At 63.0% G+C, this 11,993-nt stretch carries 10 protein-coding genes and 1 pseudogene; 6 read left to right on the top strand and 5 right to left on the bottom strand.

Annotated elements, in window-relative coordinates; genetic code table 11:
- Window positions 1-67: 67 nt before the first annotated feature.
- Genes P3T42_RS34485 through P3T42_RS34495 form a run of 3 tightly spaced genes read right to left on the bottom strand, consistent with a single transcriptional unit; the run spans window position 68 to window position 2,999 of the window.
- Window positions 68-919: an amidohydrolase family protein gene (locus tag P3T42_RS34485; protein ID WP_074296816.1), complete on the bottom strand. Its 852-nt coding sequence runs from the start codon at window positions 917-919 to the stop codon at window positions 68-70.
- Window positions 920-973: 54 nt separating this feature from the next.
- Window positions 974-1,999 (bottom strand): amidohydrolase family protein, encoded by a 1,026-nt coding sequence (locus P3T42_RS34490; protein WP_429308515.1) that lies wholly within the window; start codon window positions 1,997-1,999, stop codon window positions 974-976.
- 25 nt (window positions 2,000-2,024) lie between these two features.
- Window positions 2,025-2,999, bottom strand: coding sequence for an ABC transporter substrate-binding protein (locus P3T42_RS34495; RefSeq protein WP_429308516.1), 975 nt, complete (start codon window positions 2,997-2,999; stop codon window positions 2,025-2,027).
- A 125-nt stretch (window positions 3,000-3,124) separates the two neighbouring features.
- Here P3T42_RS34495 and P3T42_RS34500 point away from each other — a divergent pair, with 125 nt between their 5' ends.
- The 6 genes and pseudogenes from P3T42_RS34500 (at window position 3,125) to P3T42_RS34525 (ending at window position 10,166) form a co-directional block, all read left to right on the top strand.
- The gene (locus P3T42_RS34500) at window positions 3,125-3,508 is read left to right on the top strand and encodes a MerR family DNA-binding transcriptional regulator (protein WP_429308517.1); all 384 of its coding nucleotides are present in this window, start codon (window positions 3,125-3,127) and stop codon (window positions 3,506-3,508) included.
- 19 nt (window positions 3,509-3,527) lie between these two features.
- Window positions 3,528-3,893 (top strand): hypothetical protein, encoded by a 366-nt coding sequence (locus P3T42_RS34505; protein ID WP_429308518.1) that lies wholly within the window; start codon window positions 3,528-3,530, stop codon window positions 3,891-3,893.
- 112 nt (window positions 3,894-4,005) lie between these two features.
- Entirely contained in the window at window positions 4,006-5,307 is a 1,302-nt protein-coding gene (locus tag P3T42_RS34510; protein ID WP_429308519.1) for a TolC family protein, read from the top strand.
- 10 nt (window positions 5,308-5,317) lie between these two features.
- Window positions 5,318-6,592: pseudogene (locus P3T42_RS34515) on the top strand (efflux RND transporter periplasmic adaptor subunit); the annotation flags it as partial.
- A gap of 5 nt (window positions 6,593-6,597) precedes the next feature.
- Complete coding sequence (locus P3T42_RS34520) at window positions 6,598-9,816, top strand: efflux RND transporter permease subunit (RefSeq protein WP_429308520.1); 3,219 nt, start codon at window positions 6,598-6,600, stop codon at window positions 9,814-9,816.
- Complete coding sequence (locus P3T42_RS34525; RefSeq protein WP_429308521.1) at window positions 9,813-10,166, top strand: copper-binding protein; 354 nt, start codon at window positions 9,813-9,815, stop codon at window positions 10,164-10,166. Before P3T42_RS34520 ends, P3T42_RS34525 begins: the two co-directional genes overlap by 4 nt.
- Before the next feature lie 120 nt (window positions 10,167-10,286).
- Here the strand turns inward: P3T42_RS34525 and P3T42_RS34530 are convergent, their stop codons facing one another.
- A complete protein-coding gene (locus P3T42_RS34530) occupies window positions 10,287-11,252 on the bottom strand; it encodes a hypothetical protein (protein WP_429308522.1) in 966 nt (321 codons plus the stop codon).
- Window positions 11,253-11,316: 64 nt separating this feature from the next.
- Window positions 11,317-11,937: a nucleoside/nucleotide kinase family protein gene (locus tag P3T42_RS34535; protein WP_074296833.1), complete on the bottom strand. Its 621-nt coding sequence runs from the start codon at window positions 11,935-11,937 to the stop codon at window positions 11,317-11,319.
- Window positions 11,938-11,993: the final 56 nt, after the last annotated feature.

An 11,993-nucleotide genomic window follows, 5' to 3' on the forward strand; every position in this document is an offset into this window, starting at 1 on the left:
AGTTCCGCGCGCCGGCCGCCCGATTCGCCGCGGCACCTCGAGTAGCCGGCGCACATGCGACGCACGCTCAGGCGAGGCCCGGATACAGTTGCTGCGCAGTCTTGCCGAAGATCCACGCGCGATCTTCATTGCTCAGGCTTGCCAACCCTGCCTGAGCGGTCGCGAGAATCTCCGAGAGCCTGCCCGGCGAGGTTGGATAGTTCGAACCCCAGGCCATCCGTTGCGCACCGAACGCCTCGACCACCTTCGGAAAGAACGTTTCCGCACTGGCCTTTTCCTTCTTCACATCGCCGAAGATGCGCGGCGTGAGCTTCAGATAGATGTTCTCGAGCGGCGCCAGCTCGAACAGGCTTTGTGCCGCTGCATACGGCGCGCCATCCGCCACCTCGGGGCGTCCCAGGTGATCGAGGATGATGCGCACCTTGGGAAAGCGCCGCGCCAGTGTCGTGACCTGCGGCAGTCCGATCGGGCCGGTCTGGATGCACATGGTGAGGCCGAGTTCGGCGCATAGCTCCCACGCCGGGAATGAACGCGGATCGTCGAGTTCGCTCGGGTCGAACTCCTTGGTGCTGCCGCCTGTAAAGAGGCGCAGACCCGCGAGGCCCATCTTGACCCATTCGAGAATGCGTTCCGGCGCATCCGGCTGCAGAACGTCGACCGAGCCGACCGCGACCAGGCGGCCTGGATACTTGCCGCATCCTTCGACGACATAGCGGTTGTCGAAACCGTAGGTCGTGGAAGAGTGAACCACCGCGGCCCTGGCCACACCGGCCTCGTCCATTGCCGCGATCAGCGTTTCGACCGTCGTCGGACGCTCCTTCGACCAGTCCGAGCGCTTGCCGAACAGCGGCGCCGGCGGATAGCGGGTCTCGTCGTCCGAGATGATGTGCGGGTGAATATCAACAATTGAGGAAGTCATAGTGCCTCTGTGCCTGTCTCTCTGCCTGTTCGTTGCATGCGGCTCGCGCCGATGTCATTTGCCGCGCGCTTTCAGGCGCGCATCGAGACGCGGATAGACGCGCCGCGCATTGCCCTCGAAAATCTTGTAGCGATCCTCGTCCGACAACGCGGTACAGGCGTCGATGTAGCGCTTGGTGTCGTCGAAGTACTGGCCGGTTGCCGGATCCTTGCCGCGCACGGCGCCGATCATCTCCGAGCCGAACAGCACGTTGTCTGCGGGAATCACTTTGGTCAGCAACTCGACACCCGGCTTGTGGTACACGCAGGAGTCGAAGAAGATGTTGTCCAGCAGGCCTTCGAGCGGACGGTCGCGCATCTCGAGTGACATGCCGCGATAACGGCCCCAGTGATACGGCACCGCGCCGCCGCCGTGCGGGATCACGAGGCGCAGCGTCGGGAAGTCCTTGAACAGGTCCGATTGCAGAATCTGCATGAACACCGACGTATCCGCGTTCAGGTAGTGGGCACCGGTGCCGTGGAAGCACGGATTGCACGAAGCGGCCACGTGGATCATGGCGGGTACGTCCAGATCGACCAGCGCTTCGTAAAGCGGATACCACTCGCGATCGGTCACCGGTGTGCCGGTCCAGTAGCCGCCGGTCGGATCGGGGTTCAGGTTGCAGCCCACAAAGCCCAGTTGCTCGACGCAACGGCGCAACTCGCGGATGGAATTGGCGGGCGCGGCACCCGGCGATTGCGGCAACTGGCAAACCGGCGCGAAGTTGTCCGGATAGAGTTCCGTCACGCGGTAGACGAGATCGTTCGAGACCTCGGCCCATTCCTGGCTGGTGCGCTCGTTGCCCAGGTGGTGGCTCATCAGGCCGGCGATCGGCGAGAACAGCGTGAGGTCGCTGCCGCGCTCGCGTTGCAGCTTGAGCTGACCGTTGCCGATCGCTTCGCGAATCTCGTCGTCGCTGACAAAGGCGCCGTCACGCGAGGGGGCGTTGGCCGGGTCGTCGGCAAACTCGACCTGCTTCGCGCGCCAGGCGCGAAACGATGCGGGTACGGTCGTAAAATGGCCGTGACAATCGATGATCATTGTTTTTCTCTCAGGTCAGGTCAGATCAGCGGGCCAGCGGGTCTACAAACAACTCGCTAACGGACATGCGACGCGGCGTGAGACCTTGCTTGAACGCCGTGGCTTCCAACGTCTCGATGGTCTTGAGGTTTTCCTGCAAACCGTACGGCAGCGGATCGTGTCCGACGATCTTGCGCAGTTCGAGGTACTTCTTGTCGCTGGCGCTGGTGGCCTCGCCGGCATCGAGACGTGCCAGCCATGCTTCTTTCGCTTGCGCGAAGGCGTCGTGAATCGATCTGGCGATCCACGGGTGCTCTGCGAGCACCGAGTCCTTCACGACGATGGTGCCGTGCATCGGATACACCCCTGTGCGGGCGTAGTACTCGGTTTCGAGCTCGGTTGCGTTGGGCAGCAGATCGGGATAGTCGGCTTCGACTTCCTTCCATCCACCCGTGGGCGCACCGGTGCGGCCGATACCCGCAGCCGCGGCAAAACCGGCCGACAATTCCCCCGAGGCCATCATCTCCGCCAGCGAGCTTCCGGCCGGTGCGTGGATGACATTCGACGGCAACTTGAGTTGCGTGACATGCTCTTCGTCATCGACCACCCAGGTGACCTTGGAGGAGTCGAGACCGAACTCGTCGATCAGGACCTGGCGCGTCCACACGCCGGTCGTCACCGAATAGGCGCGCACGCCCACTTTCTTGCCTTCCAGGTCTTTGGGAGTCTTGATGCCGGCGTCCGGGCGCACCAGCAGGCCGCCATGGTGAAAGCGCCGCACGACGAAGATCGGCAGGCCGACGAACGGTGCGCCATAGGCGCGGGCGATGATGTACGTGGTCGGCGCCAGTTCGCAAACGTCGAATTCGACGTCGCGCACCATCCGGCGAAACGCGCCGATTTGCGGCTGGACGGTGACGAACTCGGCGTCCACGCCCTCGATGGGAATGGAGCCATTGCGAATAGCCGACGTGTGTGGGTGCTCAGCAATTGCGATCTTGAGCGGGACTTTCTTGGTCAACGTTCTCTCCAGGGGATTAATCGTCGCAGACGGCTGGATGAAGGCTCCAGCGCCGGACGGATAGTCTCGATGGGGTGAGAATATTGAAAGTCGGGGCGCGCGTCCCTACACAAAAAGCAGATTCGATGGCACTTTTGTTGGTGGGCGGCGGGTGCGTGCGCGTGCGCTCGATCCGCCACTACGATGAGCACGGTCTGCTGACCTCCATTCGCGCGAGCAATGGCTACCGCGCGTTTCCACTCGCAGCCGTCACCCAGGTCCGGCAGATTCAGCGCATGATCGAAGGCGCAAGTGCCTGCTCCGAAACCTCTGAGACGCAGCGCAAACGGCTGGCCTCGATTGAACGTCAGATAGCGGATCTCGAACGCCGTCGCGCACGTCTGCTTAAGACGCTGACCGATGGGGCCATTCCAGCTTTAGACCAGGAATCTCCTGAACCGGAAGTGCGCGCCAACACGACGAATGGGTCTCGCCACGCCGCGAAAAAACCGCCAATCCGATCGAAATAGCTACGCTATACTTGCTGCGATGAAAATCTTGCGGACACTTCTCGTCTTGTTGCTGTGTGTGATGCTGCCCCTCAGTGGGCTGGCAGCCAGCGGCGCGACTGGCGCGTGTCCAATGGACTCCGTCATGGCCGGCAACGTCGCCGCCATGTCGGCGGATATGCCCGGTTGCGAATCGATGAGCCCATCGTCCAGTGAACCCGGCAAGTCGAAGGCACCGCTGTGCAAGGTGAGCGCCCAGTGTCAGATGGGCAGTCTCTATCACCCCGTTTCCTCTCCCACCGTGACGCGGCCCGCCGGGTCGTTTGTCCCCGTCAGCTTCCACTACACGCAGTCGCTCTCCATCCGCGCGCCGGATGGACTCTGGCGTCCACCGCAGTCCGTCTAACTCCATCGTTCTGGTTCGCCGCCTTTGCGCGGTGATGTCGTCCCGTTTCGGGACGTGAGTTCGTGTGTCCGCTCGCGCGGCTTCACGCGGCTCGACCATTCGAGGTTAGAACATGCTTTCCATCATCGGCACGCCGGTTTCCCGGCGCGCCTGGACTCGCACATGCGCCGTTTTTGTTGCGTTCGGCTTGTTGGCGGGACGCGCGGCGCACGCTCAGGACGCGGGCTTGACACTCGACGAGGCGCTGCAGATCGCCACCCTGCGCTCGCCCTCGATCCAGGCCGCGCAAGCCTCGGTTAGAGGCAGTTCGGACGTAGTCGTCAAAGCTGGACAACTGCCCAATCCCACGCTGAATCTGAGCGTCCAGGACCTGCCCATCAACGGCCCCAATGCCTTCACGATTGGGCAGGATAACTTCACGATGCGCGGCATCGGCATCCAGCAGGAATGGGTCTCTCCTGCCAAGCGCCGGCTGCAGACCACGCTGGCCGATCGTGCCGTGCAACGCGACCAATCGACTTACCTGGAAAAGGTGGCCGAGGTTCGTCAGCAAACGGCGATGGCCTGGCTCAACGCGATCTACGCCAAGAAAGCCGTCGCACTAAGCCAGGCGCTGGTGGACCATCTGGGCCAGGAACTGGCGGCAAGGCAGGCGTCCTACCGTGGCGCAAAAGGGACCGCCGTCGATGTGGCGCAGGCCAACCTGACGCTCGGGAATGCGCGCGATGAACTGATCAATGCGCAGCAGGACGAGAAGACCGCGTTGATTGCATTGTCGCGCTGGACGGCCGCCGGCAACGTGCTGGACGTGGCCGGCAACCCACCGGAACTCGCTTCACCAGTGTCCAGCCTGAGCGTCGAGCAACTCGCTCAGGTGCAGCCTTCGTTGATCGCGGCACGCGCCGCCATCTCGCTGGCCGACGCCGACACCGACGTCAGCCGAAGCAACAGAAATCCTAACTGGACCTGGGGGCTGACCTACTTCAAGAGCGGCGGGCACTTCCCGGACTACGTGTCGGTCGGCGTATCCATCCCTTTGCCGATCCATCGCGGCAACGTCGAAGACCGCGACGTCGAGCAAAAGTCCGAGATGGGGACACAGGCACGCCTCACTTACGAAGACACCGAACGCCGGGTCGTCGCCGATATCCAGAGTCTTACGGCGAAGCTCGCCGGTGGCCGGGAACGTCTGGCCAATGCGAAGCAAACCGTGCTTCCCGCGGCTGAACAGAAGGTGCAACTGGCGAATGCCGCTTACCGGTCGGGTGCCGGCACGCTCTCCGATGCGTTGGACGCGCGACACACCCAGCTCGAAGCGGATCTTCAGGTGTTGAACCTCGAACGGGACGTTTCCCTCGTCTGGGCGCAACTGGAATACCAGGTGCTGCCACCCGACATGACCTCCGGCCAGTAGCGAGAACCCCATGAAACAGAAACTGATCGTACGCGCCGTGGCGGCCATGTTCGCTGCGGGCGTGCTGCTTGGCGCCGGCTACGTGGCCGGCACTCATCGTGCTGAAACAGACACAGCCATGGCGTCAGCCGCGACCGCGACGCCCTCCGCAACCGCAACTGCAACCACAACCGCCGACAAGGTGGACCCCAAGACGGGCCGCAAGGTGCTCTATTGGCACGATCCGATGGTGCCGAACCAGCACTTCGACAAGCCCGGCAAATCGCCCTTCATGGACATGGCGCTTCAGCCCGTCTTCGCAGACGAAGGCGGTTCAGGCGGGATCAAGGTCGACGCCACGCTTCAACAGAATCTTGGTATCCGCTACGCGACGGTGGTCCGCCAGGACACCGCTGAAGGTTTCGACGCGATAGGGACCACCCAGTTCGACGAGTCGATGGCGGACGTCGTCCAGTCGCGAGTGACGGGCTATATCGACCACCTGTACGCCAGCGCGCCAATGCAACGTGTCGCCAAGGGAGCGCCGATTGCTTCGCTCTTCGTTCCCGACTGGCTGGCGCCGCAGGAAGAGTACCTGGCGCTCAGGCGCGGCGGTATGGATGCCGGGCTGCTTGCCGCCGCGCACGCACGCATGCAGGCGCTGTCGATTCCGGACGGCCTCATTGCAAGCCTCGATCGAACCGGCAAGGCGCAGACCCACGTCACGCTATCTGCGCAGCAAGCCGGCGTGCTCACGGAACTCAATGTTCGCGACGGCGCGATGGTGTCGCCGGGACAAACGCTCGCCAGGATCGCGGGTCTTTCCAAGCTGTGGCTGATCGTTGAGATACCGGAAGCGCTCGCGTTGCAGGTGCGGCCCGGCATGACGGTCGACGCAACGTTCGCCGGCGACGGCGCGCAACACTTTAGCGGCCACATCCGTGAAATCCTGCCGGGTATCAGTCCGGACAGCCGCACGTTGCAGGCGCGCCTTGAGATCGATAACGCCGACCTGAAGCTGACACCCGGGATGTTGATGCGCGCCCACGTCAGCGCAGCGAAACCCGTCTCGCGGCTGCTCGTGCCGTCCGAAGCGGTCATCACGACCGGCAAGCGCTCGATCGTCATCGTCCGGAATAACGACGGGCGGCTGCAGCCTGTCGAGATCTCCGTCGGTCGCGATAGCGGCGACAACACCGAGGTAACACGCGGCTTGACTGAAGGCCAGCAGGTGGTCGCATCGGGCCAGTTCCTGATCGACTCGGAAGCGAGCCTGAAGTCCGTGCTGCCGAAACTCGAAGGAGGCGCGCAATGATCGCACGCATCATTCGCTGGTCGATTGGCAACCGCTTTCTCGTACTGCTTGCCACCGTGCTGGTTACCGCATGGGGCGTGTATTCGGTGACGCAAACCCCGCTCGATGCGCTGCCGGACCTCTCCGATACCCAGGTCATCATCAAGGCTTCGTATCCCGGCAAGGCGCCGCAAGTCGTCGAAGACCAGGTGACGTATCCGCTCACCACAACGCTTCTGGGCGTGCCGGGCGCCACCACCATCCGCGCGTATTCGTCGTTCGGGGATGCGTTCGTCTACGTGCTGTTCGACGACAAGACGGATCCGTATTGGGCCCGCTCGCGCGTGCTCGAATATCTGAATCAGGTGCAGAGCCGTTTGCCGGCGGGCGCGACGGTCTCACTCGGGCCCGATGCCACGGGTGTGGGCTGGGTTTACGAATACGCACTCGTCGATCGCAGCGGAAAACACGACCTTGGCCAGCTTCGAGCCCTGAACGACTGGTTTCTGAAGTTCGAACTGAAAGCCGTACCGGACGTCTCGGAGGTAGCCAGCATCGGCGGCATGGTGCAGCAATACCAGGTCGTGCTGGATCCGGACAAGCTGCGCGCCTACGGCATCACGCAAGCAGGCGTCGTGGATGCCATCGGCAAGGCGAACCAGGAATCGGGCGGGTCCGTGGTCGAACTCGCGGAGTCCGAGTACATGGTCCGCTCATCGGGGTACCTGCACTCGCTCGACGACTTCCGCCACATCGTGCTGCGCACGAACGACGCGGGCACCCCCGTGTTGCTCGGCGACGTCGCCCGCATCCAGATCGGACCGGAAATGCGCCGGGGCATTGCCGAACTGAATGGCGAGGGCGAAGTGGCAGGCGGTGTGATCGTGATGCGCTCGGGAAAGAACGCGCTGACGACCATCGAAGCGGCCAAGGCGAAACTCGCCGAGCTGAAAAAGTCTCTGCCACCGGGCGTCGAGATCGTCACGACCTATGACCGCTCCCAGCTCATCGAACGGGCGGTCGGTAACCTCAAGGACAAGCTGATCGAAGAGTTCATCATCGTCGGCCTGGTCTGCGCGGTGTTTCTGTTCCATCTGCGCAGCGCGTTCGTCGCGATCCTGTCGCTGCCGCTTGGGGTGCTGGCCGCCTTCATCGTGATGCGCTATCAAGGCGTCAACGCCAATCTGATGTCCCTGGGCGGGATTGCGATCGCGATCGGCGCGATGATCGATGCAGCGATCGTGATGATCGAGAACGCCCACAAACATCTGGAGGCGTACGACCATCAGCACCCCGACACGCCGATCACCCCCGCCCGGCGGTGGGAGTTGATCGCACAGTCGGCGGCCGAGGTCGGCCCGGCGCTGTTCTTTTCGCTGCTGATCATCACGCTGTCGTTCATTCCCGTGTTCTCGCTCGAAGGCCAGGAAGGCAAGCTGTTTGCGCCGCTCGCGTTCACCAAGACCTACACGATAGCCGCCGCTGCCGGACTGTCCGTCACGCTCGTGCCGGTACTGATGGGCTATCTGATCCGCGGCCGGATTCCGCACGAGAACGCCAATCCGCTCAACCGCGTGCTGATCCGGCTATACCGTCCTTTGCTTGAGGCAACGCTGCGCCGACCATGGGTGGCGATCGCGCTGGCCGTGCTGGCGCTCGTCATGACGGCGATTCCTGTCTTGCGGCTCGGCGGTGAATTCATGCCGCCGCTCGACGAAGGCGACCTGCTTTATATGCCGACCGCGCTACCCGGCATCTCGGCGGACAAAGCCGCCGAACTGCTGCAGCAGACGGATCGCCTCATCAAGACGGTTCCCGAGGTGAAGACGGTGTTCGGCAAGTCGGGGCGTGCCGACACCGCGACCGATCCCGCGCCGTTCGAGATGTTCGAGACCACCATCCAGTTCAAGCCGCGCAGCGAATGGCGGCCGGGCATGACGCCGGAGAAACTGGTGGATGAGCTCGACGCGCGGGTGAAGATACCGGGCCTGTCGAACGTCTGGGTGCCGCCGATTCGCAATCGTCTGGACATGTTGTCGACCGGCATCAAGACGCCCGTCGGGGTCAAGATTTCCGGCGCGGACCTCGGGCAGATCGACAGGATTGCTACGCAAATCGAGTCCGTCCTGAAGAACGTCCCGGGCGTCACGTCGGCATTGGCAGAACGCCTGAACGGCGGCCACTACATCGACGTCGACATTGACCGCCTTGCAGCCGCCCGTTACGGCCTTTCGGTAACCGACATCCAGTCCGTCGTATCGACTGCGGTGGGGGGCGACAACGTGGGCGAGGTGATCGCGGGTCGCGAGCGCTTTCCGATCAACATTCGCTATCCGCGTGAAATCCGCGACTCGGTCGACAACCTGCGTCAGTTGCCGGTCGTCACGGACCGTGGTGCGCAGATCACGCTCGGCGACGTCGCTGCGATCAGGATCTCGGATGGTCCGCCCATGATCCGCAGCGAAAACGCTCGCTTGTCGGGGTATGTCTACGTCGACATTCGCGATACCGACCTGCAATCCGCCGTAAAGGCCATGCAGATCGCGGTTGCGCAACAGGTTGTATTACCACCGGGTTATTCGATCGCGTGGTCAGGTCAGTTCGAGTATCTGGAGCGCGCGGCTGCGAAGTTGCGAACCGTGATTCCGGTGACGCTCGCGGTCATTTTTGTGCTGCTGTTCCTGACCTTCAACTCGGCCGCCGACGCGCTCTTGCTGATGTCGACGGTGCCCTTTGCACTCGTGGGAGGGTTCTGGCTGATCTGGATGCTCGGGCACGCAGTGTCCGTCGCCACGGCGGTGGGATTCATCGCGTTGTCGGGCGTGGCGGCCGAATTCGGTGTCGTGATGCTGCTCTATCTGAAGAGCGCGCTCACGCGCCGCCTCGACGAAGGCGCACCCTTTAGCGAAGCCACCTTGATCGACGCCATCCGCGAAGGCGCGGTGCTGCGCGTGCGGCCCAAGGCAATGACCGTCGCGGTCATCCTGGCGGGCCTCATCCCGATCATGCTGGGCCATGGTTCCGGCTCCGAAGTCATGCAGCGCATCGCCGCGCCGATGGTTGGCGGCATGGTGACCGCACCGCTCCTCTCCATGCTGATCATCCCGGCCGCCTGGTTGTTACTGCAACGCCGCCGCATGGCTCGCATGAAAACAGATACGCAAGACACGCTTCAACCTCACGTAGTACCCACTGGCACGCTCGTGCCGCAAACCCACTCTGGAGAAAACTCATGAAGAAACTGCTTACCCTGACGGCTGTGCTCTGTACCGGTCTGACGCTCGCCGGCGCGGCGCTGGCGGCGGACGATATGGCCGGCATGAAAATGAACGGCGGCGCCATGGAAGCCGGCGCGTCCAACAACGCAGCGCTCACCGATGCGATCGTCAAGAAGGTGGACTCGTCCACCGGCATGCTGACGCTTCAGGCCGGCGAACTGAAGAACATCGGCATGTCGCCGATGACGATGGCCTATAAGGCGAAGGATGCGCTGATGCTCAAGCAGGCCAAGGAAGGCGAGAAGGTCAAGGTGCGCGTCGAAGAGGTGGATGGAGCGCTGACCGTCGTGAAGCTTGTGAAGCAGTAACGGTTGGCGGTGACACAGCGATGCGTTGGCGACTCGACGCCTGGTCCTGCCGCTAACGCGTTGCTGTGACAGCGCGCACGCTCGCACACCTCGTCACGCGCTTGCTGGGCGAGGCGTGAATCAACGCGCCGACAATCGATAGCTGATCGTGCGTGGCACGCCGGCACTGAACGCGAGGCCTTTACGAGCCGCGAGCGGATGATCGGCGGGCGGCATCGCCACACGTCCGAGATCAAAGAAACTTTGGGCCGGCTCAACGCCTAAAGCGAAGTTCCGGCCGGACCACGGCTCATACGCGCGTCCACCGTTGCTGATCCACAGCAAGGCATCCGGCAGATCCGCGGGATTCCAGTCGAGCAGGACGTCGGCCTGCTGCGCGGTGTATCGCAAGACAAAAGGTGGCCGACAGCCTGCCATTTGCAGCAGTTCCTCGGTGTTTTCGGGGAGCGGCAAGCGTGTCGCATCCATGAGACCGGTCGCGGTGGGTATCGCTTTCAGTGAGGCGAAACTGCGATTCGGCAAAACGCGGGAAACGCCCGGCTCCTGCGGGACCGGATAGCTGTGAATCGCCTCATGCGGACAGGCGAGCACCTCGATGCCTTCGTCTGGTATTGCAAACGTGGGATGAAGCGCGAACGGTAAGACCACATCTCTGCGCGCATGAACCGTGATGGAGACGATCAGCGCCGGCGCGTCGGGGTCGGCTTCAATGGTCCGCTCGAGACTTTCAATCTCCCCCTCAGACGGGTAGTCGATCCGTAGCGAGAGCCGATGGGCGGTCTGTTCGACCCGTCGCCACATGTGATTCGCACCGTATCCGTGATCCCACACATCCGTGGCGTTCCGAGTCTCGAAGCCTGACGGTAGCGCATCAGGCGCCCTCACCATGCCGAACGGCAGACACGGCCATTCGCCGCGCAAGGCGCGAAGCAGTCCCGACCACCGTTCATCGTCGCCCCACGGAGCGACGTACAAGGGCGACACGGTCCGGCCGCCGCCGAGTTCGAATCGCACGGGCGCCAGCATTCCGCCCAGCGACTGCGCCGTCGCTTCTCCATGCGCCCACTTCAGCGTCCACCGTTGCATTGCATCCATCGTGCCGTCGTTCCAGGTTAGCGACCCAATCGTTCGTCGAGCTTGCGGCCCTCTTCTACTCCGACCAGTTGAAAACCAGATCGGCACGATGCCGCGTCGAATCAATCAGGACGGCGTTGGGTTCGTCGGTTTGCTGAACCCAGTTGCGGGCGGCCTCTTCATCGCGACCAAACCTCATGTGGCGCGCGACAAGCCGCTGCGTCCGCAGCACCGGATCGACGTCGACATACCAGGCCTCGTCGAGAAGCGGGCGAACATCCTTCCAGTGCCCATGCTCCAGCAGCAGATAGTTACCTTCAGTGATGACGAGCGGCACGTCCGGGCTGACAGGAATGGCTCCGGCGATGGGTTCTTCAATCTCCCGGCGAAACGCCGGTGCGTAGACGGTCTCGTCGCTCTGCTGAACGCGCAGGCGCTTCAGCAGAGCGACGTAGCCGGCGCTGTCGAACGTATCTTCGGCGCCCTTGCGCGAAGCACGCCCGAGACGTTCGAGTTCGACATTCGCCAGGTGATAGCCGTCCATGGGGACGACCACCGCCTGACCGGGCAGCGCTTCGAGGATCTGCTCCGCCAGCGTGGATTTGCCGGCGCCGGGCGCGCCGACCAGACCGAGAATGCGGCGCTGACCGTCAGCGATAAGGTGTTGCAGCCGTGCGAGAAAGCGGTCTTCGATCATCGAAACAATCCAGAGTTATTTGAAGTGACGGCTAGCGTCGCCATTCCAAAAAATAC

It is taken from the genome of Paraburkholderia sp. GAS38 (genome assembly GCF_050434965.1).
GTDB lineage: Bacteria > Pseudomonadota > Gammaproteobacteria > Burkholderiales > Burkholderiaceae > Paraburkholderia > Paraburkholderia phenazinium_A.